Below are 24,369 nucleotides of genomic sequence, written 5' to 3'. Positions count from 1 at the left end.
TGGTGCAGGGCGGTTTCGCCGTGCGGACAGGGAGTCGATGCGGCCGCTGGGCTGGGCCTCGTGCTCTGACGTGCGGGGCCGTCGGGGGTACCTGGTGCTGTCTTGCGGCGAGGGTACCTCCGGCGCGCTGCCGCGTCACTGGTCGCGCAGAGGGGTGCATGGCGGGGCATGGCGTCCGACCCTGGTGCCGGCATGTTCACACGGCTGCCGCCCGTGCGCGTTCACGCGGCTGCCGTCCGTGCGCGTTCACGCGGCTGCCGTCCATCGTGCGCCCGGCCGCCCGGGACCGGTCACCGGAGGGTGCCGTCCCGGGCTGAGCCGGAGTGGGAGCCAGAGTGTGCGTCGGCCTGCCCACGCATGTGCGTTCGGGGTGAGCCTGGCTCAGCACCTCCCCAGGCGGTTCGAGGTGCCGAGCGTCGCGGTCCCGGCTGACGCCCCACAGGGGACGAGGTGGTCGAGGCCGTCACGGTGTGCGGCCGGGTCGACCAGGATCTTGACCTGGTTTCCCGGACCGTCCAGCAGCGCCCCGAAGCCATCGAGGACCAGAGCGTCAAGGGCGATGGTCGAAGTGACGACCGGTGTCAGGTCCAGCCCTTGTTCTGCGACGAGCCGGATGAGTTCCGGATAGGTGTCGCGGTAGCCGACGCTGGCGACGATCGACTGCTCGTTGTTGACCAGTGCGAAGGTGTCCAGGGACATCTGAGGGGCCAGACCGACGAGGACGACCCGGCCGCCGCGCCGAGTCGCGGCCAGGCAGGTGCGCAGGGCGGTCTCGGAGCCGACCACTTCGAAGGCGACGTCGACGCCGTCACCGCCGGTCAGCTCACGGATGCGCTCCCCGACGCCTTCCTCCGCGCCGGCGTCGACCAGATCGGTGGCGCCCAGCCCGGCGGCGCGGTGCAGGCGATCCGGGGAAACGTCGACGGCCACGATGCGCCGCACGTTCCGTTCCGCGGCGAGCCGGACGGTGAGCAGGCCGACCGGCCCCAGCCCGACGACCGCCACGGTCTCGGGTGCGGCCCCGGCGCGCCGTAGCGCGTGCAGGGCGACCGAGGCAGGTTCGAAGAGGGCAGCCTGCCGCAGCGACACGGCCTCGGGGAGCCGGTGCGCCATGTAGGCGGGGACGGCGGCGTACTCGGCCATGCCGCCGTTCCCCATCAGCCCGGCGAACCCGAAGTGCCGGCAGATGTTGTACTCACCTGCCCGGCACCGTGGGCACGTCCCGCACCGGTAGTTCGGTTCGACCGCCACCCGGTCACCGCTGGTCAGGCCGGTCACCGACGGCCCGACAGCCACCACGGTCCCGCAGAACTCGTGGCCGAGGACCAGTGGAGCCGTGGCGCCGGAGGCCGGATGCGGCTCCACGACGGGGATGGCGTGCGGCCCGTCGGTGTATTCGTGCAGGTCGCTGCCGCAGATGCCGCAGTAGGCGACCTCGATGAGCACCTCGCCGGGCCGGGGTGTGGGAACGTCCACCTCGGCTATGCGGACGTCCCTGGCCCCGTACCAGACCGCGGCCCGCATACGCTGCGTGCCGGCCCTCATTCGGCCGCCCCCGCCACCACTGCCCCCGGGACGACCGCAGCGGCTCGCTCGGCCCGCCGGCGCAGCACCCGCGGTGCGGTCTCCCGCAGACCGAAGGAGAGCAGGACGACGGCGACGGCGCCGCCGGTGGAGATGAACATCGCCGTCTGCAGGCCCCAGACGTCCGACGCCCGCCCGGCGATCACCGGAGCCAGGAAGCCACCGGCCAGCTCGCCCACTCCCATGACCAGACCGAGCGCGGTGGCCAGCGCACCACGGGGCACCGTCTCGGCGGGGATCGTGGCCATGAACAGGGTGAAACAGCCGAGTCCGGTGTAGGTGAGCACGACGACCAGCCCCAGCGCGACGGGATCACTGACGTACACGATCGCGAGCGGACACAAGGCCGCCGTCACGGAGAAAACGATCATGGTCGGCTTGCGGCCTATACGGTCGGAGACGGCCGGGGTGAGGAACCCCCACAGCACCCACCCCACGCCCAGGCAGGTCATGACTCCGCTCATGGTGCTCGGCGAGAAGCCTTTGACGGTCAGCAGGTACGTGGGGGTGAAGGTGACGATGACGATGAACCAGGTGAGGTAGCAGCATGCGACCGCCATGCACAGAACGATGTTGCGGTGCCCCAGGACCTCCCGCACCGACGGTTTGGAGTCAGCCGCCGTCTCGGGGATGACGTCGGCGGCGGCAACCTCGGCCCGGCCTCCGGGCGGCACCTCCCTGACGGACTTCGCGATCCAGGCCGCGATGAGCAGACCCGGCACGATCGTCACGAGCAGGGCCGTGCGCCAGCCGTGGAGCTCGGCGATCCACACCACCGCCAGCGGGGCGACGATCCCGCCCATCAGACCGGCGGACGAGCCCTGGAGCAGCCCCATGTTGAGACCGCGACGGCTCTCCCGGGACGCCTCCACCATCAGCGACTGTGCCAGCGGCAGCACGGCACCTTCCGCCACGCCCATCAGCGCCCGGGCGACGAGCAGACCGAGGAAGCCGGTCATCAGCCCGCCCGCCGCGGAGAAACACGAGAAGAGGACCACGGCGGCGACCAGGATGGGCTTGCGTCTGCCGAGCTTGTCCGACAGCCGGCCTGCGACCAGCCCCGACAGTGCCCACGTGAGGGCCAGCACTCCGGACAGTGTGCCCAGTTGGGTGTTGGAGAGGTGGAAGTCCTTGGCGATGTACGGGGCGAGGAAGGGCAAGGCCTGGCGGTCGAAGAAGACGAATCCGAAGGCCAGGAAGAGGATCAGCAGCAGCCGGTTCTCATAATGGTGTGCTGCGCCGTCGACGGCCGCGGGCGCTTCCGCGCCGGGCCGCACTCGGGTACGGATACGTGACATCGGAACCTCGTTCGGAGCGGCGGGACCGCGGTCACCGGAAGAGTGAGTTGACGTAGTCGGCACCGATGCCGACCTTCTCGTAGTGGTTCCTGCACAGCTCGATGTAGTCGTGGACATCGAAGTAGCCGGTGGTGTTGCCGTCCTCGTCCAGCCAGATCAACGGGCCCTTGACGATGAAGAACGCCTTCATCGGCTCGTCGCTCTCGTAGGCGACCAGCGTGTGGCCCTCGCCCGGGGCCTCATAGACGAAGTCACCGGCCCGCGCGGTCCAGGGGCGCTCCAGGTATCCCCACTTGCCGGAGATCGTGTACGCGAACACCTCGTGCGGGTGGTAGTGCCGGTTGACGAGTCCGGCCTGCTTGGCGCAGAGGATGTCGGCCCAGGAGTTGTCCTTGACGTTGATCCACAGCGGGCGCGATCCCACGGTGTCGCTGAGCGGTGCGTAGTACCGGTCGTCGTCGGTGGCCACCTGGGACAGGTAGACCTCCGGCTGGGCGTCGGGCTTCATCGAGTCGGCGATGGGCTTGAGGCCCTTCCAGAACTCCGACCTGGCTTCCTCGGGCATGGTGCGGCTCCTTTTCGTCGAGGTGGCCGACAGTGAACCCCCAGAGCCGTGGCCAGGTCTTTCCCGTGGCAGACATGGCGGATTGCCTGTTTGGGACATGGCCGGGCCACGCGCGTAGACCGCGGTGTCCGTCTTCGACAAGGGCCACACCCCCGCCCCGGGGCGCCATCGGCTTCGACGGGTGCAACGGGGCGCCGCAACCCCGCACTGTGCAGCGGCGGTCCCCTTCACGGTTCGTTTCGCGCCCGGCACCTGATCGGTCGCCAATTCGAGGAAGCTCACTGCACGGACCTTGACACCGTCTCGCACAGCGGCAAAGAATTCCCGCTGCAAACACACTGATGAAACGATTCAAAAAGAGGCGTCCCCGCGAATACGTCCCTTCCCGGTCTCAGGATGCCTCTCTCCCCGTACCCCCACCGCACAGTCACAGCAGGAGCCCGCATGGCCTCAATACCGCGTCGATCCGTCCTGCGCTCAGCCATAGCCGTGGCGCTCACACCCACCCTCGGCTCGGTGCTCCTGCCGGGGCTCGCTCCCGCAGCGTCCGCCTCCGTCTCCTGGACCGCGAAGTGGATCTGGGCTCCGTCCAGTTCGACGAACCAGTGGGTGGCGTTCCGCAGATCGTTCACCCTGAGTTCCGCGCCGTCGAAGGCCGTGACGCAGATCGCGGCGGACTCCAAGTACTGGCTGTGGGTCAACGGCACGCTCGTCGTCTTCGACGGGCAGCTCAAGCGCGGTCCCAACCGCACCGGCACCTACTACGACGAGATCGACCTCGCCCCGTACCTGAGAAGCGGCAGCAACACCGTGGCGCTGCTGGTGTGGTACTTCGGCAAGCAGGGCTTCTCGCACAGCAGCAGCGGCAGCGGCGGTCTGCTGTTCCAGTCCGACATCACCACCGGTTCGACCACCACCCGGCTGGTCAGTGACACCAGCTGGAAGCACACCGTCCACCCGGGCTACTCCAACAACACCAGCGGCACCCAGGTCAACTTCCGCCTGCCCGAGTCGAACGTCTACTACGACGCCCGCAACGCCACCGCCCTGACGGCCTGGGAGTCGACCGGCTTCAACGACAGCGCATGGAGCGCCCCCACCGACTTCGGAGCCGCGGGCACCGCCCCCTGGAACGATCTCGTCCAGCGACCGGTCCCGCAGTTCCGCTACTCGGGCCTGAAGTCCTACAGCAATGCGGCATCGCTGCCCTCCACAGGACAGGGCGCCACCGCCATCACCGCCACCCTGCCGTCGAACCTCCAGGTCACGCCGTACCTGAAGGTGGACGCCCCGGCCGGCGCGGTGATCGGCATGCAGACCGACCACTACGCCGACGGCGACGGCCTCACCGGCCTCACACCCGGGGCGGAGAACAACGTCCGCGCCACCTACGTCTGCACCGGCGGGGTCCAGGAGTTCGAGGCGCTGGCGTGGATGAGCGGCACTGCGGTGAAGTACACGATCCCCGCCGGTGTCACCATCCTGGACCTGAAATACCGGGAGTCCGGCTACGACACCGACTTCGCCGGATCGTTCAGCAGCAATGAGGCCTTCTTCGACACCCTGTGGGGCAAGGCGGCGCGCACGATGTACGTCAACATGCGCGACAACTACATGGACTGTCCCACCCGCGAGCGCGCCCAGTGGTGGGGCGATGTGGTCAACCAGCTCAAAGAGGGCTTCTACACCTTCGACACCCGCTCCCACGCCCTCGGCGCCAAGGCCATCGCCCAGCTGGCCGCGTGGCAGAAGCCCGGCGGGGTGCTGTACTCGCCGATGCCCTCCACCATCTGGACCGCTGAACTGCCCGTCCAGATGCTCGCCTCGGTGTGGGCCTTCGGCACGTACCACCTCTACACGGGCAACGCCGACGCCGTCTCCGGCACCTACCCGGCGGTGAAGGCGTACCTGAACCTGTGGAGCCTGGACTCGGCGGGGCTGGTCAACCACCGCGCCGGGGACTGGGACTGGGAGGACTGGGGCAGCAACATCGACGCCCGCGTCCTGGACAACTGCTGGTACTACCTGGCCCTCGGCACAGCCATCACCCTCGCCGGGCTCAGCGGCAACAGCGGCGACATCGCCTCCTGGCAGGCCAAGCGCGACAGCATCAAGGCCAACTTCGACCGCGTTCTGTGGAACACCTCCAGGAACGAGTACCGCTCCCCCGGTTACAACGGCGACACCGACGACCGCGCCAACGGCCTGGCCGTCGTCGCAGGCCTCGCGCCCGCCTCCCGCCACCGGGCGATCACCGAGGTCCTGCGCACCCACCTCAACGCCAGCCCCTACATGGAGTTCTACGTCCTGGAAGCGCTCTACCTCATGGGCGCCGCCACCGTCGCCGAGGAGCGGATGCGCAACCGCTACGCCGCCCAGGTCGCCGATCCCGCCTGCTACACCCTGTGGGAAATATGGGACAAGTCCGGCGGCACCGACAACCACGCCTGGAACGGCGGCCCGCTGTACGTCTTGTCCGCCTACGCCGCGGGCGTCCGCCCCACCAAGCCAGGCTGGGAGACGTACGACGTCATCCCGCAGACCGGATCCCTGACGAAGATCAACACGGTCACGCCGACCGTCAAGGGTGACATCCGCCTCGGCATCACCCGCGACAGCTCCCAGTTCACCCTGGCCCTCACCTCCCCGAGCGCGACGACCGCGCGGGTGGGTGTTCCGACGTACGGCGGCTCCTCACCGGTCATCAAGGCCAACGGAACCACCGTCTTCACGGGCGGCGCCGCCACCGGCAGCGTCTCGGGCCTCAGCTACGCGAGCAAGGACTCCTCGTACGTCTACTTCACGCTCCAGCCGGGCACATGGACCTTCACCGTCACCGGCGCCGGCCGCCTCGACAACCTCGCCCTGGGCCGGCCCGTCACGAGCAACAGCAGCCTGGAGAACGGCGACTGGGGCAAGAACCGGCTCACCGACGGCAAGCTCACCAGTGTGAGCGGCGCCAAGGGCTACACCAGCATCGACTTCCCCTCCCCCGACATCAGCGCGAATCCCGTCTGGGTGGAGATCGACCTCGGCGCCGACACCGACCTCGACGCCGTACGACTCTTCCCCCGCACCGACACCCCTGCGGTCGGCGGCGGCACGGCGGGCTTCCCCGTCGACTTCACCATCCAGACCCGCCCCGACGGATCCGGCACCTACACCACCGTCCGCACGGTGACGGCCGAGCCCAACCCGGGCGGGCTCGTGCAGACTTACGGCTTCAAGACCACGACCGCCCGCTACGTACGCCTTCAGGCCACCAAGCTCGGCACCCCTCCCGTCGACGAGACCACCAAGTACCGCCTCCAGCTCGCCGAACTCACCGTCCCCACCGCCGCGACCACCGTCACCGCCAACTACACGCTGGAGAACGGCGACTGGGGCAAGACCCGGCTCCTTGACGGCACCCTCACCAGCGTGGCCGGCTCCAAAGGTTTCACCAGCATCGACTTCCCTTCTGCCGACGTCAGCGCGACCCCGTTGTGGATCGAGGTCGACCTCGGCGCCGACCGGGCCATCGGATCGGTCACCCTCCACCCCCGCACCGATACGAGCGCCTCGGGCGGCGGTACGCCCGGCTTCCCGGTCGACTTCACGTTCCAGACCCGCACCGACGGCGGCACCACCTACACCACCGCCCGCACCGTCACCGGTGAGCCCAACCCGAACGGAGCCGCCCAGACCTACACCCTCACCTCCGCAAACGGCCGCTATCTACGCCTGAAGGTCACGAAACTCGGCAAGCCCGCCTCGGACGAGTCGACCAGGTACCGCCTCCAACTCGCCGAGATCCGTATCAGGTAGCAGCCATGCCGAAGGGGGCGGCGGGTCGTCCACCACGACACACCGCCCCGACGTGGCCGTGGCCTGCCACCAGGGCCGCACAGCTGTCCGGCTGCCTACCTGGCCCGGCCAGGGCCGCCATTGAAACGTTTTATAAGCACGGTCGTTCGTTGCACCGACGGCACCGCAGGCGCCGCATTCGGCCGTCTTGCCGGGGCCCGTGTTCTGAGCCCCGGCAAGACTCTGGCAGGGGATGTGGCCCGCCGGGGCGCACCCTTCAGTGAGGGCTCGCCCCGGCGGGAAGGCCGCTACGGCAGCGGCGGGTAGGCGTTCTGCATCAACTGCTGGAACTGGGCGGAGAACCAGTGGCCCGCCACCGGCGCGTTCGGCAGGGCACCGGTGGGGTTGTTGCCGTTTCGGGCGTTGCCACCGTAGGTGGGGTCGCACATGCGGTCGAATCCCTTGCCCTCGTCGTTGGGCACGGCAGAGCTGGATCCGTCGGACTCCCCCGGCGGCTTGACCCACACATAGGCGTCGATCCCGGTGGCCGGGGCCGCGGTGGGCCGCTCGCCGATCCCTGCGCCGCTCTGGTTGCACCAGTTGCCGGCGTGGATGCGCCGGTCGATGCGGCTGCCGTTGACGTAGTCGTCTACGGAGGTCGTCGGGCCCGCCTTGGTGGGCCGGGCGGTGCCGCCCCAGCCGTTGCGGGAAGTGTCGATCAGCATGCCGAGACCCGACTCGAACCCGGCCGCGACCAGCTTGTCCCGCAGCGCCTGGGCGAAGGACTGCTCGTCCACGTACTGGTTCCAGTCCACCCACTTCGACTGGCGCACGGTCTGACCGTTCACCATGTCGGTGACCTTGTAGTACGGCTCCTTGGTGGGGCTGGTGTTCGCGGTGTTGACGATGAAACCGGTCACGTCGCTCACGCTCGCGCCGTTGGTCGTGGCGACCTTGGCGAACTCCTGCACGGAGGGGCCCAGGTTGCTGTCCCAGCCCAGCCAGCCGTGGTGGCCGGCATCGATGTAGTTGTACACGTTCGCGAGGGCGCCGAGCTTGTCGAGAGCGTAGGAGACGCCCTTCTCGTAGTTCCCGTTGCTCTTCATCGTCACGCACGCGTCGGTGGTGGTGTTGGTGCCACCGGCGTTGGTGACCAGGTTGGGCAGCGAGTCGGGCTCGATGACGGTGGCGATCCGCAGGCCCGCGTACTTCGCGTCCGAGAGGATCGACGTGATCGGGTCGATGTACTGGCTCTTGTACTTGTCGAGGTCGTTCGGCCCCAGTTCGCCGTTGGAGGCGAGGGCGGCGCAGTCACGGCCCGGCAGGTCGTAGATGACCAGCTGGACGACGAGTTCACCGCTGCCCTTCTGCTTCAGCGCCTCGTCCAGGTGGGCGCGCAACCCCATGCCACCGTTCACGCCGTTGATGGCGGCGATGCGGTCCAGCCACACGGCGGTGGGCTGGTTCGCTATGCGGCTGCCGCCCGGTTCGGCCGCCGCCTTCGCCGACCACTCCGGGTTCACGTACACCTTCGCGCCCACGTACGGGTTGGCGGCCTTCGGCCCACCCGGACCCGGATCCGTCGGTCCCGGATCGGTGGGCCCCGGGTCCGTGGGTCCCGGGTCGGTCGGCCCACCGCCGTCGACGTTGCAGGTCACGCCGTCGAGGGTGAACGTGGCCGGAATCGCGTTGGTCCCGCTGTAGGACGCCTGGAAACCGAAGCCGACCGAACCACCGGTGGCGAGCGTGCCGTTGTAGCTCTCGTTCGCGGCCGTCACAGAAGTGCCGCTCTGGCTGACCTTCGCGTTCCAGCCATTGCTGATCTTCTGATTTCCGGCGTACGACCACTTCAGCGACCAACTCGACTTGGCAGCACCGTTGTTGGTGATCGTGACGGCCGTGGTGAAGCCGGTGTCCCACTGGTTCTGCACCTTGTAGTCCACGGTGCAGGGCGCGGCCGCCGCGACGGCACCGGCGGGCGCCGAGACGAGTGCGGCTGCCGAGGTCCCGCTGAGCAGCGCGAGCGCTGCCAGCAATGAGGTTTTGGTGCGACTCATGATGACGGGTTCCTTCTGGTTGGAGGATTTCTCCGCTGATTGAGCACGCGCGGGTGACCGCGCACCTTGCTGCGAACGGGGAGACGTGGCCTCACGGACCTGGCCTCACGGACGTGGCCTCACGGCCACGGTCAGGAACGACTCGGAGCGGCAGTCCGCTGACGGCCGGCGCTCTGGCCACGGGGCACACAGGAGAACTCGCCTTGGGAGCGCTCCCCGAACGGAGTTCTACGGGTGGGGCTGTCGGCGCCCCCGAGTTCGAGCATTGTCGGAGCGTCGAAGGCGTCCACTCAGGCGGCGGGAGTGCCTGAGCCAGGAGTGCCTGAGTCGGCACTCGCGTCGGTCAAGACCAAGCCCGACCAGCCGTCGCTCGTGACGCATCGCCGGCGAAAACCGTCGGCGGCCAGCCGCCAACTGCCAGACGCAAGCTGGGCATTGAGGTTCGACACTGATGCTTGGAAGCCGAGGTCCCGCTGATCGGCCACGGCGCGTCCGCCCTGCGGCGGTGCGTTGCTCCCGGAGGCCGGATCATGGGAACCACCGCTGTGGCGACGAGCGTGTTCGGCGCGTGCGGTGACGTGGAGAAATGAACGTGGGGGGTGTCGCATGAGCGACTCCTCGCAGTGTGGCGCGCCGTGTCCGGCGCGTCGACTGATGGGAACCGCTCCCACTGGTGCGAAGGAAGGTAGCGCCAAGTGACGCGGTTGCCCAGAGGTGCGGCTGAACTTCCTTTGAACTAAACCCTTTCGTGTGTTCGAGTCTTCAAGCTCCTTGACCGCCGCCGTCCTCGTCCCCATGATGGGAGCGCTCCCACTGGCCAAGACTTGTGCTTCCCCGTGCTTTGAGCCGCTTGGAGGAACCAGTTCATGGATCCCGGACGCAAACGCAGAACCCTTCGGCGGGCGTTGACCGCCACGGCAACCGCCCTGGCCCTGCCCCTGTCGATGCTGGCCACGAGTGCAACTACCGCGCGTGCGGCGGGCGTTCAGTGCAGCGTGGACTACAAGACGAACGACTGGGGCTCCGGTTTCACCACGGACGTCACCATCACCAACCGCGGTACCGACACCATCGACGGCTGGACGCTGACGTACGCCTACACCGGCAACCAGAAGCTGATGAACGGCTGGAACGGCACCTGGTCCCAGTCCGGTCAGAACATCAGCGTGAAGGACGCCGGCTACAACGGCAAGATCGCCGCGGGCGCGTCCGCCTCCGCCGGCGCCCAGTTCACCTACAGCGGCACCAACGCGGCACCCACCAACTTCTCTGTCAACGGCACCAGTTGCACCGGCGCCCACCAGCCGCCGATCACGGTGCTGACCAGCCCCGCCGCGGGCGCGGTCTACACCCAGGGCGAGGCCGTACCGCTCGCCGCCACGGCCGCCGCCGCGGACAACGCGACGATCAGCAAGGTGGAGTTCTACGACGACACCAAACTGCTGGGCACGGACACGACAGCTCCGTACGCGCTCTCCGCCTCAGGCTTGACCGTGGGCAGTCATTCGCTGCTGGCGAAGGCGTACGACAGCCTGGGCGCCTCCGCCGAGTCCACGCCGGTCGGCATCACGGTCGCCTCAGGCCCGTCCGTGGTCGCCACGCCCTCCCAACTGGGCGTCCAGCAGGGCAAGACAGGCTCGTACGAGGTGAAGCTGTCGAAGCAGCCGACCGCGAACGTGACGGTGACGACGACGCGCGCGAGTGGAAACTCCGGTCTGTCGGTGACCGGTGGGGCCTCGCTCACCTTCACGCCGTCGAACTGGAACACCGCGCAGAAGGTGACCATCACCGCCGACTCCTCCGGCACCGGTGCGGCGACCTTCGAGTCGGGAGCCCCCGGGCACGCGAAGGCGTCAGTCACCGTTACCCAGCTCGGAGCGACGAAGGCGTACGACGCCAGGTTCCTGGAGCTGTACGGCAAGATCACCAATCCGGCGAACGGCTACTTCTCCCCCGAGGGCATCCCCTACCACTCGGTCGAGGCGCTGATCGTCGAGGCGCCGGACCACGGTCATGAGACCACCTCGGAGGCGTACAGCTACCTGCTGTGGCTCCAGGCCATGTACGGCAAGGTGACGGGCGACTGGTCGAAGTTCAACGGCGCCTGGGAGATCATGGAGAAGTACATGATCCCCACGCACGCCGACCAGCCGACCAACTCCTTCTACAACGCCTCCAAGCCGGCCACCTACGCGCCCGAGCTGGACACCCCCAACGAGTACCCGGCCAAGCTGGACAGCTCGGTGTCGGTGGGTTCGGACCCGATCGCCGGGGAGCTGAAGTCGGCGTACGGCACGGACGACATCTACGGCATGCACTGGCTCCAGGACGTCGACAACGTCTACGGCTACGGCAACTCGCCCGGCAAGTGCGAGGCCGGCCCCACGGACACCGGCCCCTCCTACATCAACACCTTCCAGCGCGGTGTGCAGGAATCGGTGTGGGAGACCGTGCCACAGCCGACCTGCGACCAGTTCAAGTACGGCGGCAAGAACGGCTATCTGGACCTGTTCACCGGTGACTCCTCCTACGCCAAGCAGTGGAAGTTCACCAACGCCCCGGACGCCGACGCGCGGGCCGTGCAGGCCGCGTACTGGGCCGCCACCTGGGCCAAGGAGCAGGGCAAGAGTTCCGACGTCTCCGCGACCGTGGGCAAGGCCGCCAAGATGGGCGACTACCTGCGCTACGCCATGTACGACAAGTACTTCAAGAAGATCGGCAACTGTGCCGGCCCCTCCACCTGCCCGGCCGGCACCGGCAAGGACGCCTCGATGTACCTGCTGTCCTGGTACTACGCCTGGGGCGGCGCCACCGACACCTCGGCCGGCTGGGCCTGGCGCATCGGATCCAGCCACGCACACGGCGGCTACCAGAACCCGATGGCCGCGTACGCGCTCAGCTCGTACGCCGACCTGAAGCCCAAGTCGGCGACCGGCGCGGCGGACTGGAACACCTCGCTGGGCCGGCAGCTGGAGTTCTACCGCTGGCTGCAGTCCGACGAGGGCGCCATCGCGGGCGGTGCGACCAACAGCTGGGCCGGCCGCTACGCGCCTCCCCCGGCCGGCAAGTCGACCTTCTACGGCATGTACTACGACCAGCAGCCCGTCTACCACGACCCGCCGTCCAACCAGTGGTTCGGCTTCCAGGCCTGGTCGATGGAACGGGTCGCCGAGTACTACCAGCAGACGGGCAACGCACAGGCCAAGACGGTCCTGGACAAGTGGGTCAAGTGGGCGCTGTCCAAGACCACGATCAACCCGGACGGCACCTACCAGATCCCCTCCACCCTGCAATGGTCGGGCCAGCCCGACACCTGGAACGCCACAAGCCCCGGCGCCAACAGCGCACTGCACGTCACCGTCGCCGACTACACCAACGACGTCGGCGTGGCCGCCGCGTACGCCAAGACCCTGACGTACTACGCGGACCGCAGCGGTGACACGGCCGCCGCCAGCACCGCCAAGGCCCTGCTGGACGGCATGTGGACCAACTACCAGGACAGCCTCGGCATCGCGGTGCCGGAGAACCGGGCGGACTACAACCGCTTCGACGACCCGGTGTACATCCCCAGCGGCTGGACCGGCACCATGCCCAACGGTGACGCCATCAACTCCTCCTCGACGTTCGAGTCGATCCGGTCCTTCTACAAGAACGACCCGGCCTGGTCGAAGATCCAGGCGTATCTCGCCGGCGGCGCGGTGCCGTCGTTCACCTACCACCGGTTCTGGGCCCAGGCGGACATCGCCCTGGCCATGGGTTCGTACGCGGAACTCCTCGAGTAGCCCCCCGCTGAGACCGCGTGCGCGACCCCGTCACCCGGCGACGGGGTCACCAGCCGGGCGGCCTCCGCCCCCTTGGGGGCCGCCCGGCAGCCGGGTCCACAAGCTGTCGAGACCCGTTCCACCCGCATCACCAGCCGCTTCGCGAATCACCTCAAGACACCCGCGTCACCCTCCTTGTCAGGAACATGATCCTCTCCTACAGTCCCAGCGAGTCCGCCTTTTGGGAGCGCTCCCAATCCCATGAAGAAGGCCTCGCCCCCCACATCCCTCGCGGAGGACCCGCATGCAACCCTCACACCCCCAAGTCCGCAGGACGCGCGCGCTCTGCGGAGCGCTGCTGACCACGCTCACAGCCCTGGCCGCGCTGCTGACCGGCGCCTCGGCCTCACAGGCCGACACGACGATCTGCGAGGAGTTCGGCAGCACCACGATCCAGGGTCGTTACGTCGTGCAGAACAACCGCTGGGGCACCAGCGCCACCCAGTGCATCTCCGTCACGAACTCGGGCTTCAGGATCACCCAGGCAGACGGCTCGGTCCCGACGAACGGGGCCCCGAAGTCGTACCCGTCCGTGTTCAACGGCTGCCACTACACCAACTGCTCCCCCGGCACGAACCTCCCGGCCCGGCTCAGCTCCATCTCCAGCGCGCCCTCGGGCGTCTCCTTCAGCTACGTGAGCGGTGCGGTCTATGACGCCGCCTACGACATCTGGCTGGACCCGACCCCGCGCACGGACGGCGTGAACCGCACCGAGATCATGATCTGGTTCAACCGTGTGGGATCCGTGCAGCCGGTGGGCTCGCCCGTCGGTTCCGCCACGGTGGGCGGACGCCAGTGGCAGGTGTGGTCCGGCAACAACGGCGGCAACGACGTCCTGTCCTTCGTCGCGCCGTCGGCGATCGACAGCTGGAACTTCGACGTGATGGACTTCGTCCGGCAGGCTGTCTCCCGCGGACTCGCCCAAAACGACTGGTACCTGACGAGCATTCAGGCCGGCTTCGAACCCTGGCAGAACGGCGCGGGCCTGGCCGTGAACTCGTTCTCCTCCAGCGTGAACCTCGGCGGCAGCACACCTGGCGGCCCCGGCACCCCCAGCGGCCCCGCCGCCTGCAAGGTGACCTACGGCACCAGTGTGTGGCAGGACGGCTTCACCGCCGACGTCACCGTGACCAACACGGGTTCCTCCCAAGTCAACGGCTGGAACCTCGCGTTCACGCTGCCGTCGGGGCAGCGGATCACCAACGCCTGGAACGCCGGCGTCTCACCGTCGTCGGGAAGTGTGACGGCCACCAACGCGGGACACAACGCGTCCATCGCACCGGGCGGCCAAGTCTCCTTCGGATTCCAGGGCTCCTACAGCGGCAGCTTCGCCAAGCCGGCTGCCTTCGCCCTGAACGGAACACCCTGCACCGCCGCATGACAACCGCGGGATAGCTCGCTTGAGCCGCCGCTTGTCCGTCCCATCCGAGGCCCGCCCTGTCGCCGACAGGGCGGGCCTTTGCCCCTCCTCCGGCAGGATCGCCGAGGAGGAGACAGGTACGGTGACGGCGTCTGATCCCGCAACCTTTCGATCCCGGAGAGCCTGGACCTCGCCCCCCACCTCGGGCCATCATTCGTGAACCATCAGAAGCCGACACTCTGTTGGCCGACACCGCACCGGTCATGCGCGAAGCCGTGTGCCGCGTTCGTACGGCCCGTAAGATCGGTGATCTCTTGGGGGAGGTGGTCATGGGCACGCGACGCCCCGGCACGCCGACGCTGGAAGAGGTGGCCGCGCACGCCGGGGTGGGGCGGGGCACCGTCTCCCGCGTCATCAACAACGCCGCCGGCGTGAAGGACTCGACGCGCCGCATCGTCCAGCAGTCCATCGAGGAACTGGGGTACGTGCCCAACCTCGCCGCCCGCTCCTTGGCCGCGCGGCGCACCGACGCCGTCACTCTCGTGCTGACGGAGCCCGACTGGCGCCAGTTCGCCGAGCCGTTCTTCTCGGAGATCGTCCGCTCGCTCGGGGACGCGCTCGCGGACACCGGCATGCAGCTGATGCTGACCCTGGTCCACTCGGACACCGAGCGCAAGCGCTTCCTGGAGTACGCCCGCGGCGGCCGCGTCGACGGTGTCCTGCTGATGTCCGTGCATGCCGGGGACCGGCTGCCGGACATGCTCGCCGAGGCCCGGTTGCCGACCGTGATGCTGGGACGGCGCTCAGGGGACGAGTACGTCAGCTACGTGGACGCGGACAACGTGGGCGGTGCGCGCAGCGCCGTCTCCCACCTGCTGTCGCGGGGCCGCAGAACCATCGCCACCATCACGGGGCCGCTGGACATGTACGCCGCCCAGTGTCGGCTGCGCGGGTACCGGGAGGCGCTGGCGCTGGCAGGCCTGAGCAGCGTCGAGTCCCTGGTCGCCGAGAGCGACTTCACCCAGGACAGCGGGCGTCGCGCCATGGCGGAACTGCTGGAACGGCACCCGGAGATCGACGGCGTTCTCGCCGCGTCGGACACCACGGCGGCGGGGGCTCTACAAGCGTTGCGGGCCGCGGGGCGGCGCGTGCCGGACGACGTCTCCGTCATCGGGTTCGACGACTTCGCGCTGGCCCAGCACACCGAGCCGCGGCTGACGACGGTGCGTCAGCCGCTGGAGGAGATGGGCCGGGCCATGATCCGCCTTCTCCTGGAGGACATGGAGGAGCCGTCGGTGGCGTACCGCCACGTCATCCTCCGCACGCAGCTGGTGACACGCGACTCGGCCTGAGCTTGTTGTTCAACCTCCGGTGCCTGTGGCGTCGCGGAGTCGCGTGCTCGGGCAGAGGAAGAGCTCGGGATCTCCGTAGTCTTCGCCGTCGACGGTGACCACGTACGTAAGCACTGCTGGCTGTCCCCGCCCGAGGGCTGGCAGACAGCCGACTCCACGGCGGCCGTGTCCCTTGACGGTCAGCCCCTTCTTCACGATGGCGACCGTCGGGACGGGCACGCAGGTGCTCCTGGCTCGGGCCGACGCGGAGCCCGTCGGTGCCGGAACTGGTCCGAGCGGACATGGTCGCTGCTCCGACCCGACCTGGGTGGGACGCGGCAGTGGCGACCACCACATCCCTCCCCCCCAGCGCCTTCTCTGGCGACCCCGTGGGACTCCACCGGATCCGCTCGAGCAGTGCAGAGATCTGAAAAGAGTCGGCAACCTTTTCGCCGCGGGTGGCGACTGACCCGTGCACCATCGGCTCGATCCCGAACGGACAGGTCATGACGACAACGAGGCAGATCGCAGGGCAGCGCAGGCGCAGACGCCGAACCGTGCTGGGCGCCACTGTGGCGCTGGCCACTGCGGGTGTTCTCACCTTCCTGGTCATCGCGTTGCTCCCCAGCCACAAAGTCGACGGCAAGCCGACCGCAGCCGCCACCCTCGTCACCACCCAGCCGAAGGCTGCCGAGACCGCTGTGACAGCGGCTGCGAGCCCGACGCCGAGCCCATCGGCGAGTCTCAGTGCGAGCGGCTCCGCCACGCCCCGGGTCACGGCGACTTCCAAGACGGCGAAGCCGTCACAGAAGAGCACCCCGACGTCCTCGCGCGGGTCGACCACGTCTGTGTCGGCGGGTCGGATCCGGCCCAACACCTCGTATCAGGGTGTCGCGACCGCCTACGAGGCCGGTGTCGGGGACGGGGCCTGTCTGTTCGGTCCCAGCCCGGACATGATGATCGCGGCGATGAACACCACCGACTACGAGACCTCCCGAGCCTGCGGCGCCTACGTCCTCGTCCGCGCGGCCAACGGCAAGTCCATCACCGTACGGATCACCAACGAATGCCCTCTGCCCTGCGCACCCGGGCAGATCGACCTCAGCCAACAAGCCTTCGCCAAGCTCGCCGACCTCAAGGTCGGCCGCCTGCCCATCACTTGGAGCCTGGTGAGCCCCAGCTCCATCGGCACGATGTCCATCCGGTACAAGACCGGATCCAGCGCCTACTGGTGCGGCATCCAGGTCATCGGGCACCGCAACCCGGTCGCACGGCTCGAGGTCAGCACCGCGAACGGCTGGCGCCAGTTGCCCCGCACCAGCTTCAACTACTTCATCGCCGAGGACGGCAACGGCTGCGGCAAGGCGATCAGAGTCACCGACATCTATGGCGAACAACTGACCGTCAGCGGACTGGCGGTGCGGGCGAACGTCGTACAGCCAACGGGGGTGCAGTTCGCCCAGCACTGATCCCAGCCGACCCTCCGCGCTGCCCATGGCCGCAGTGGCGTCTTGTAGGTGGTCGCACAGACTTCTGTGCGACCACCTTGCCGATGGCGAGTGGGACGGCGCTGGGTCGGTGAGAATCGCGGGACGCCTCGGCGGTCCTGCAGTCCGACATCGCCGTGCGTGTCGTACCGGTTCCTCCACTTAGGCTCACCGGAGCACCTCGGTGCTCCGGCCGTCCGTGAGGGCGGTGAGGAGAGGGAGCGCGATGAGCAGCGCGACCGCGACGAGGAGTCCGCTTGCCCAGAGCGGCCCGAGATACCCGGCTCCGGTGCCGAGGGTGCCCGCAGCGACGACGGGGCCGACGGCGGCGCCCACGTTGAGCGCAGCGGTCGCATACGAGCCGGCCATGGTCGGGGCTCCCGCGGCCTCGTGGAGGACCCGCGCAATCAGTGTGCTGCCCAGTGCGAACGACAGCGCGCCCTGCACGAACACGAGGATGAGCAGGGCCGCCGGCTCATCTGCCAGCATCGCGAGTGTCGGCCAGCCGACGAGCAGCAGCGGGCCGCCGACTGCGATGACCAGACCGGGACGCCGGTCGGAGAGCCGGCCGGCGACGGTGACACCCACGAAGGAGCCAGCGCCGAAGACCATCAGGGCAACAGAGATCCACAACTCGCCCAGCCCGGCGCTGTTGGTCACCACGGGGGCAAGGAAGGTGAGGCTGCCGAAGGTCGCCGCGTTCACCAGCGCGCCGAGCAGCATCACCAGAATCATCCGCGGGCGTGTGAGCTGGGCCAGCTCCGCGCGCAACGCCGTCCTGCCAGTCGCCTCGTCTTCATCACGTCCCGCTGGGATTCCCTTCAGGATGCCGAGAGCTGCCGGCAGGCAGAGAACGCCGACAGCCCAGAACGTGGCTCGCCAGCCGAGCAACGCGCCGAGCACCGACCCACCAGGCACACCAGCGATCGTGGCCACCGTCGTGCCGGACAGCAGCACGGCCAGAGCACGTCCCTTCCTGTCGGGTGGAACCAGCGTGGCCGCGACTGTCAGGGCCACGGCAAGGAACCCTGCGTTCGCGAGCGCGGCGACGACGCGGGTGGCGAACAGGACCGGGAAGCTCGTGGTCATGGCGCCCACGGCATGCGCTGCCGCGAAAACGAGGACGAACCCGAGAAGGCCGGCGCGCCTGGGCCAGTCACGGGCGAGCGCGGCCACAAGTGGGGCACCGACGACCATGCCGACCGCGAAGGCCGAGGTGAGTGTTCCGACGGTCCCGACTGTGACATCGAGGTCTGAGGCGATGTCCGGCAGGAGGCCGGCGAGCATGAACTCCGAGGTGCCCATGGCGAAAACGGCCACGGCAAGCAGGTACAGCGGGAGAGGCATCGAGTGGCTCCGAGGTGAGGAGAAGCACGAGAAAGTCGTCTCGTCACCGCGGCCGGCCCCGAGCGCCACTCGTCCCACCGCAAGGAGCGGCGCGACGACAGGGCTACGAGCTCAGTGGTGCAGGGGGCTGACGGCGTGACCGAAAGCCCCCACCTTGTCTGACTCAGGACTCGACACGGCCCGCACGCTACCCGAGCGATGCCCGTCGGAGCATCTTGATTTCAATGGCAAATGGCCTTCGTCACCAACGTCAAGCCCCGCAACAATTAGCCAGGCTTGTCTGAGAGTCCGGCTCCTCTGATCTTGTGGCAAGATCGCGGGATGCTACGACTAACCGACTTCATCATCGATTGCCCGGACACGATGAAGCTGGCCGCCTTCTACTCCGACGTGACGGGGCTCCCGGTCAAGGAGGGCAGTACCGAGGACTGGGCCGGTATCAAGTTCGGTGACATCGAACTGGCCTTCGTCCAGGTAGAGGACTACCGCGCCCCGCAGTGGCCCGACAGCGAGCACCCCAAGCAGTTCCACCTCGACTTCGAAGTCGACGACATCGAGGCCGAACAGCGCCGCATCCTGGCCCTCGGCGCGACCCTGCAACGGGACTGCACCGACCCCGACGGCTACGGCTTCCGGGTATACACCGACCCTGTCGGCCACCCCTTCTGCCTGTGCCGCAACAAAGGTGTCATCTGGACCGAGCAGGGCCTCGTCTGGCCCAAGCGCGACTAGTGTCCGTTTTCAGATGAATCTTGCCCAGAGCAGGAGAGGCGCGAGACTGACCGCTGCCTCGTAGGAGGTGGCGGTCTCGTCATATCTGGTGGCAATGTCACGGAAGCCTCCGAGCTGGTTGAAGCAGCCGTCAACGACGTTGTCAGAGCGTGTAGTTCAACCGCGTGCCACCTCCAGAATCGCTTTCCCTGGGATCCGGCGAAAGACCGCCGGTTCCCCGGATGTCCAGCCGACGCTCTGCACACTGCCTCCGGGAGCGAGCAGGTTCCACGCCGCAACCACTACTACTCGCAGTGCCGGTTGCGGACCCGGCCGAAGCGCGGCGCCGACCCCCCGCCCGCACGCGTCCTCCGTTCTCGACACCGTTCCCGTCCGCAGCACAGGACCAGGAACCGGCCCAGGGACCCGACCGCTTCCGTGACGTGCATCGAACACTCCTCACCAGGGCCGTTCGGCCCTTGTAGCCGGTCGGCGCACTGTCTTCACTGGTCCCGCGGCCCTGCCGGTGCCGCTTGGATCCCGCCTCTGGGCCCGGACCGGCGCGGTCGCGTCCACAAGGGGGTGACGCGGCCGTACAGCACGAGGCGACGGGCGAGCGAGAGGCACGTAGAGCGAGGAGGTGAGCGGGACGATGATCACGGCGGTAGGGCACGCCGACCTGACTGCGGACACGTTGACGCTGGTGGAGGACGAGCTGCGGGCACGACTGGAGCAGCAGTTCGCACAGAGGTCGGCAGTGGTGCGCGCGGGTGCCGGTGTGCCACTGGCGTTCGGGCGGGCGGCGCGGGCGACGGGGCGACAGCTGGTCGTGGTGACCCCTACCCAGGGCCTGGTGCCCGCGTTGCTGCCTCAGCGCGACCGGATGCCGACCGGGGAACTGCTGCTGCTCGCCCAGCAGGTGCGCCTGCTGGGCTACGACCCGGACGACCGCGACGCGTGCGTCGGCGCGGACGAGCGGATGATCACGGAGTGTCGGCAGCTGCTGGCCGTCTGGGACGGCTCGCCGTCCAACGGACGGGATGCCACCGCGCATCTGGTGGCGTACGCCCGCGCGCACGGCGTTCCGGTCGAGGTCGTATGGCCTCGGGGTGCCAAGCGCGACGGCATACGCGTCGCGCCGGAGCCGGACCGCAGTCGTGGTCCGCGCGGCGGCGGCAACCTTTCGACCGCCGTGGGCCCATGTCCCACCCCCGACACCCACGAGGCAGGAACATCCCGATGACCGGCACCACTAGTCACGCGCGGCTCCTGTCCACCGGAAATGGTGGAAGCAGACGAGCACGGGAGATCAAGCCAGCGGGTGCCACCGGTGCCTCCGGGGCCTTCGCCTGGTTGCTGATCGTCTCCGGCGGGCTCGGCGCCCTCGCGTCCTTCGTGATCACCATCGACAAGTTCCAGCTGTTGCAGGACCCGCAGTTCTCACCCTCGTGCAATCTCAGCCCGATCCTGTCCTGCACCAGCGTGATGAAGAGCGCCCAGGCCTCCGTGTTCGGCTTCCCCAACCCGTTGCTCGGCCTGCTCGCCTTTCCGGTGGTCATCGCCGTGGGCTTCGCGCTGCTGGCCGGCGCCCGCTTCCGCCGCTGGTTCTGGCTCGGCCTGAACGCAGGCACGCTGCTCGGTGCGGGCTTCTGCATGTGGCTGATGACTCAGGCGCTCTACCAGATCGGGGCGTTGTGTCTGTGGTGCTGCCTGGCCTGGGCGGCCACCATCGCCGCGTTCTGGTACACCACCGTGCACAACGTCCGGCACGGGATCATCCGCGCGCCCCGAGGAGTCGTCGCGGGCCTGCTGGAGTTCCACTGGGCGGTGCCCGTCACCTGGTATCTGACCATCGTGGTGCTGATCGCCACCCGCTGGTGGGACTACTGGCAGACGTTGCTCTGAGCCCGCCCCCTTCCCCGCCGGCCGGGAGGCCGACCGACCGCAGGCAACGAGCAGTGCGGGCAGGGCAGGGGGGTTCAAACGGTGAGTGCGGACGCGGGCCACCCGGTCACCTCGTCGGCAGGGGGGCGAGGCCGATCGGAGACCGATTCATCACTACCGGTCCCTGATCGGCCATGGGCTGACTGCTTCCCACCTGAAGGCGCGAAGTTTCACCGACTGTGCGTGGCACTCCGAAAGGTCTGCTCGACAGCGTGCCCGTCAAGCCGTCAGGAGCGGCGCGGCCCGTGCCGTCACCGTCCCGCCGAAGGACTGGGCGAGACCGCGCTGTTCGGCGGCGAAGGGAGCACGACCTGCGGCTGGCCCGCGACCGGAGGCGGCGGAGTCAGGTCCCGGGCCGGGAGCTCGGGCGGAGTGGTCTCCTGGACGACGACCTGGTCGAAGTCGACGAGGCCGGTCTTCTCCATGACCGTGATGTGCTCCAGTACGGTGTCGTTGGCCCTGTCGGCCAGGGCTCGGATCAGCGAGTTCCTCGTGGTGGTGCGGACGTTGGCGATCGTGGAGAGGATCTGGCCGTTCGCCGCGCGCACGAGGGTGACCATGTCCCTGTCGAACCGCTCGCCGCTCTCCGCGTTCAACTGGAACACGAAGCTCTGCTGCTGCGGCGACGACTGGTTGGGCAGCGTGATGTCCAACAGACCGGCCGCATGGCGACAAGCGGCGTCCAGCGAGGCGGCTCCGTCGATCAGGTGCTCACCAGCGGTCTTGACCGCCTTCGTCCTGCTCTTCTGCAGCGTCATCCGCCCGACGGGGTACTCCCACAGCGCGGCCGCGCGCATCTTGACCACGAAGTCCCGGTCGGCTTCTGTCAGCGCTCCGGTTGCCGGAGTGGCGATGACCCGGTCCTGCGCGGTGCTGACCTTCTGCACGCCGAGCATGGCGGGGTAGAGGAGGGAGGCCAGGGTGGTCGCAACCGCTCCACCCATGATGAGAGTTCCCGCCGCTTTCCGTGAAACGAGCACGGTGTCTCCTGATTCCGGTTTTCGGAACCCGCACACACAGGGGATACGGATGCGAGGCCCCGCAGAACCTCTTGGGCTCGCAATGGATTCGTAAAGCCGATCAGTGTTCGGCTCTCTGTCCAAGGCTTCGAGGCCCTACGGGCCCGTAAGTCGCGTCCGATGTTCGTGATGGTGTCCAGGAGGTTGTGCATCCGGTCCGGGACGTCGAGCCGCGACGCGGTGCGAAGAAGGGCCGTTCGACCCTATCGAGGGGCCGCACTGGGGCTGTTGGACCCTATCCGGGCCAGGTACCTCACGGTCGATCATGTGTCGACGGCCGGGAAGGGCCAGCTTCATACGCCCGCACACCTGGTCCTTTCCGGTTCGTCGTCAAGATGAGCTCATGGGGAGGACGCCGTCCGGTGGACGAATTTCAACAGGTGAGGGCCGCGCGGTCAGGTGCCGTCGCCCCTGCGGCGGACGAGGCATCCGCACCCGAGCCACGGCTGACGCCACGGCCCGCGTGGACGGAGTGGCTGACGACCACCGACCACAAGAAGATCGGCACGCTGTATCTCGTCACCGCGTTCGTCTTCTTCCTCGTCGGCGGCGTGCTGGCATTGATGATGCGGGCCGAACTCGCCCGCCCTGGACTGCAGATCATGTCCACCGAGCAGTTCAACCAGGCGTTCACCATGCACGGCTCGATCATGCTGCTGATGTTCGCGATGCCTTTGTTCACCGGCTTCGCCAACTGGATCATGCCACTGCAGATCGGCGCGCCCGACGTGGCCTTCCCTCGGCTGAACATGCTGGCCTACTGGCTCTTCCTGTTCGGGTCCTCGATCGCCGCCTTCGGCTTCCTCACCCCCGGCGGAGCCGCCGACTTCGGCTGGTTCCTGTACGCCCCGCTCTCCGACGCCGTCCACTCGCCCGGGCTCGGCGCCGACCTGTGGATCATGGGCGTGGCCCTGTCCGGCTTCGGCTCGATCCTCGGCGCGGTCAACTTCATCACCACGATCATCTGCATGCGCGCACCGGGCATGACCATGTTCCGCATGCCGATCTTCACCTGGAACGTGCTGCTGACCGGCGTACTGGTCCTGATCATCTTCCCGGTACTGGCGGCCGCGTTGTTCGCCCTGGAGTGCGACCGCAAGTTCGGCAGCCATGTCTTCGACGCGGCCAACGGTGGTGCGCTGTTGTGGCAGCACCTGTTCTGGTTCTTCGGTCATCCGGAGGTGTACGTCCTCGCGCTGCCGTTCTTCGGCATCGTCTCCGAGGTGGTACCGGTCTTCTCCCGCAAGCCGATGTTCGGCTACATGGGCCTGATCGGCGCGACCATCGCGATCGCGGGCCTGTCGGTGACCGTTTGGGCCCACCACATGTACGTCACCGGTGGCGTACTGCTGCCCTTCTTCGCCTTCATGACCTTCCTCATCGCGGTCCCGACCGGCGTGAAGTTCTTCAACTGGATCGGCACCATGTGGAAAGGCTCCCTGTCCTTCGAGACGCCGATGCTGTGGACCACCGGCTTCCTCATCACCTTCGTCTTCGGCGGCCTGACCGGCGTGATCCTCGCCTCGCCGCCGCTGGACTTCCACCTGTCCGACTCGTACTTCGTCGTCGCCCACTTCCACTACACGGTCTTCGGTACGGTCGTGTACGCGATGTTCGCCGGATTCCACTTCTGGTGGCCGAAGATGACCGGCAAGATGCTCGACGAGCGTCTCGGGAAGATGACGTTCTGGACGCTCACCGTGGGCTTTCACGCCACCTTCCTCGTCCAGCACTGGCTGGGTGTCGAGGGCATGCCCCGCCGATACGCCGACTACCTGGCCGCCGACGGCTTCACGGCCCTCAACACCCTGTCCACCATCGGTTCGTTCCTGCTCGGCCTGTCGATCCTGCCGTTCGCCTACAACGTCTGGAAGACCGCGAAGTACGGCAAGCCGGTCGAGGTCGACGATCCGTGGGGCTACGGACGCTCACTGGAGTGGGCCACCGCGTGTCCACCGCCGCGCCACAACTTCACCTCCCTGCCGCGCATCCGCTCCGAGTCCCCGGCCTTCGACCTGCACCACCCCGAGATCGCCGCACTCGAAGCGGGGAGCTGAGC

The 24,369-nt window shown here is 68.2% G+C and carries 15 protein-coding genes and 1 pseudogene; 9 read left to right on the top strand and 7 right to left on the bottom strand.

The annotated features are described in order from the left end of the window. Positions 1-381: 381 nt before the first annotated feature. Genes M2163_RS45270 through M2163_RS45260 form a run of 3 tightly spaced genes read right to left on the bottom strand, consistent with a single transcriptional unit; the run spans position 382 to position 3,447 of the window. Entirely contained in the window at positions 382-1,545 is a 1,164-nt protein-coding gene (locus tag M2163_RS45270) for a 2,3-butanediol dehydrogenase (RefSeq protein WP_280897053.1), read from the bottom strand. Then, the gene (locus M2163_RS45265) at positions 1,542-2,882 is read right to left on the bottom strand and encodes an MFS transporter (RefSeq protein ID WP_280897052.1); all 1,341 of its coding nucleotides are present in this window, start codon (positions 2,880-2,882) and stop codon (positions 1,542-1,544) included. The genes M2163_RS45270 and M2163_RS45265 overlap by 4 nt, the downstream gene beginning before the upstream one ends. A gap of 31 nt (positions 2,883-2,913) precedes the next feature. Then, positions 2,914-3,447: a 2,4'-dihydroxyacetophenone dioxygenase family protein gene (locus M2163_RS45260; protein ID WP_280897051.1), complete on the bottom strand. Its 534-nt coding sequence runs from the start codon at positions 3,445-3,447 to the stop codon at positions 2,914-2,916. 444 nt (positions 3,448-3,891) lie between these two features. Between M2163_RS45260 and M2163_RS45255 the strand changes: the two genes are divergently transcribed. Beyond that, positions 3,892-7,254: a discoidin domain-containing protein gene (locus M2163_RS45255; protein WP_280897050.1), complete on the top strand. Its 3,363-nt coding sequence runs from the start codon at positions 3,892-3,894 to the stop codon at positions 7,252-7,254. Positions 7,255-7,541: 287 nt separating this feature from the next. Here M2163_RS45255 and M2163_RS45250 read toward each other — a convergent pair whose 3' ends face one another. Beyond that, positions 7,542-9,290: a glycoside hydrolase family 6 protein gene (locus M2163_RS45250; RefSeq protein WP_280897049.1), complete on the bottom strand. Its 1,749-nt coding sequence runs from the start codon at positions 9,288-9,290 to the stop codon at positions 7,542-7,544. An 866-nt stretch (positions 9,291-10,156) separates the two neighbouring features. On the opposite strand from M2163_RS45250, the gene M2163_RS45245 reads away from it, so the two are divergent. The 3 genes from M2163_RS45245 (at position 10,157) to M2163_RS45235 (ending at position 15,823) form a co-directional block, all read left to right on the top strand. Continuing rightward, positions 10,157-13,072 carry a glycoside hydrolase family 48 protein gene (locus M2163_RS45245; protein ID WP_280897048.1) on the top strand — a complete coding sequence of 972 codons (2,916 nt, stop codon included), beginning with the start codon at positions 10,157-10,159 and terminating at the stop codon, positions 13,070-13,072. Between the two features lie 283 nt (positions 13,073-13,355). Continuing rightward, positions 13,356-14,492 carry a cellulose binding domain-containing protein gene (locus tag M2163_RS45240; protein ID WP_280897047.1) on the top strand — a complete coding sequence of 379 codons (1,137 nt, stop codon included), beginning with the start codon at positions 13,356-13,358 and terminating at the stop codon, positions 14,490-14,492. Positions 14,493-14,800: 308 nt separating this feature from the next. Beyond that, a complete protein-coding gene (locus tag M2163_RS45235; RefSeq protein ID WP_280847021.1) occupies positions 14,801-15,823 on the top strand; it encodes a LacI family DNA-binding transcriptional regulator in 1,023 nt (340 codons plus the stop codon). A 9-nt stretch (positions 15,824-15,832) separates the two neighbouring features. On the opposite strand, the gene M2163_RS45230 is transcribed toward M2163_RS45235, so the two are convergent. After that, positions 15,833-16,042: a hypothetical protein gene (locus M2163_RS45230; RefSeq protein ID WP_280897046.1), complete on the bottom strand. Its 210-nt coding sequence runs from the start codon at positions 16,040-16,042 to the stop codon at positions 15,833-15,835. Positions 16,043-16,308: 266 nt separating this feature from the next. Here M2163_RS45230 and M2163_RS45225 point away from each other — a divergent pair, with 266 nt between their 5' ends. Further along, positions 16,309-17,271 (top strand): expansin EXLX1 family cellulose-binding protein, encoded by a 963-nt coding sequence (locus tag M2163_RS45225; protein WP_280897045.1) that lies wholly within the window; start codon positions 16,309-16,311, stop codon positions 17,269-17,271. Between the two features lie 186 nt (positions 17,272-17,457). Here the strand turns inward: M2163_RS45225 and M2163_RS45220 are convergent, their stop codons facing one another. Continuing rightward, on the bottom strand, positions 17,458-18,636 hold the full coding sequence (locus M2163_RS45220; RefSeq protein ID WP_280897044.1) for a Cmx/CmrA family chloramphenicol efflux MFS transporter: 1,179 nt from the start codon (positions 18,634-18,636) through the stop codon (positions 17,458-17,460). Positions 18,637-18,957: 321 nt separating this feature from the next. Here M2163_RS45220 and M2163_RS45215 point away from each other — a divergent pair, with 321 nt between their 5' ends. The 3 genes and pseudogenes from M2163_RS45215 (at position 18,958) to M2163_RS45205 (ending at position 21,252) form a co-directional block, all read left to right on the top strand. After that, on the top strand, positions 18,958-19,368 hold the full coding sequence (locus tag M2163_RS45215) for a VOC family protein (RefSeq protein WP_280897043.1): 411 nt from the start codon (positions 18,958-18,960) through the stop codon (positions 19,366-19,368). 631 nt (positions 19,369-19,999) lie between these two features. Then, a pseudogene (locus M2163_RS45210) lies at positions 20,000-20,470 on the top strand (hypothetical protein); the annotation flags it as partial. 116 nt (positions 20,471-20,586) lie between these two features. Next, on the top strand, positions 20,587-21,252 hold the full coding sequence (locus tag M2163_RS45205; RefSeq protein WP_280847026.1) for a vitamin K epoxide reductase family protein: 666 nt from the start codon (positions 20,587-20,589) through the stop codon (positions 21,250-21,252). 290 nt (positions 21,253-21,542) lie between these two features. Here the strand turns inward: M2163_RS45205 and M2163_RS45200 are convergent, their stop codons facing one another. Beyond that, the gene (locus M2163_RS45200; protein ID WP_280897042.1) at positions 21,543-22,235 is read right to left on the bottom strand and encodes a DUF4142 domain-containing protein; all 693 of its coding nucleotides are present in this window, start codon (positions 22,233-22,235) and stop codon (positions 21,543-21,545) included. Between the two features lie 521 nt (positions 22,236-22,756). Here M2163_RS45200 and ctaD point away from each other — a divergent pair. Next, entirely contained in the window at positions 22,757-24,367 is a 1,611-nt protein-coding gene (gene ctaD, locus M2163_RS45195; RefSeq protein WP_280897427.1) for a cytochrome c oxidase subunit I, read from the top strand. Positions 24,368-24,369: the final 2 nt, after the last annotated feature.

Source organism: Streptomyces sp. SAI-135, assembly GCF_029893805.1.
Lineage (GTDB): Bacteria > Actinomycetota > Actinomycetes > Streptomycetales > Streptomycetaceae > Streptomyces.
The sequence above is the reverse complement of the archived record's forward strand: the minus strand, read 5'-3'. Positions and strand labels throughout refer to the sequence as shown.

What these genes read in the sequence shown, in the direction of transcription:
- M2163_RS45240 (WP_280897047.1), top strand. Translation starts at nt 13,356, where the DNA reads ATGCAACCCTCACACCCCCAAGTCCGCAGGACGCGCGCGCTCTGCGGA.
- M2163_RS45255 (WP_280897050.1), top strand. Translation starts at nt 3,892, where the DNA reads ATGGCCTCAATACCGCGTCGATCCGTCCTGCGCTCAGCCATAGCCGTG.
- M2163_RS45215 (WP_280897043.1), top strand. Translation starts at nt 18,958, where the DNA reads ATGCTACGACTAACCGACTTCATCATCGATTGCCCGGACACGATGAAG.
- M2163_RS45270 (WP_280897053.1), bottom strand. Translation starts at nt 1,545, where the DNA reads ATGAGGGCCGGCACGCAGCGTATGCGGGCCGCGGTCTGGTACGGGGCC.
- M2163_RS45200 (WP_280897042.1), bottom strand. Translation starts at nt 22,235, where the DNA reads ATGGGTGGAGCGGTTGCGACCACCCTGGCCTCCCTCCTCTACCCCGCC.
- M2163_RS45265 (WP_280897052.1), bottom strand. Translation starts at nt 2,882, where the DNA reads ATGTCACGTATCCGTACCCGAGTGCGGCCCGGCGCGGAAGCGCCCGCG.
- M2163_RS45225 (WP_280897045.1), top strand. Translation starts at nt 16,309, where the DNA reads ATGACGACAACGAGGCAGATCGCAGGGCAGCGCAGGCGCAGACGCCGA.
- M2163_RS45245 (WP_280897048.1), top strand. Translation starts at nt 10,157, where the DNA reads ATGGATCCCGGACGCAAACGCAGAACCCTTCGGCGGGCGTTGACCGCC.
- M2163_RS45205 (WP_280847026.1), top strand. Translation starts at nt 20,587, where the DNA reads ATGACCGGCACCACTAGTCACGCGCGGCTCCTGTCCACCGGAAATGGT.
- M2163_RS45235 (WP_280847021.1), top strand. Translation starts at nt 14,801, where the DNA reads ATGGGCACGCGACGCCCCGGCACGCCGACGCTGGAAGAGGTGGCCGCG.
- M2163_RS45260 (WP_280897051.1), bottom strand. Translation starts at nt 3,447, where the DNA reads ATGCCCGAGGAAGCCAGGTCGGAGTTCTGGAAGGGCCTCAAGCCCATC.
- M2163_RS45250 (WP_280897049.1), bottom strand. Translation starts at nt 9,290, where the DNA reads ATGAGTCGCACCAAAACCTCATTGCTGGCAGCGCTCGCGCTGCTCAGC.
- M2163_RS45220 (WP_280897044.1), bottom strand. Translation starts at nt 18,636, where the DNA reads ATGCCTCTCCCGCTGTACCTGCTTGCCGTGGCCGTTTTCGCCATGGGC.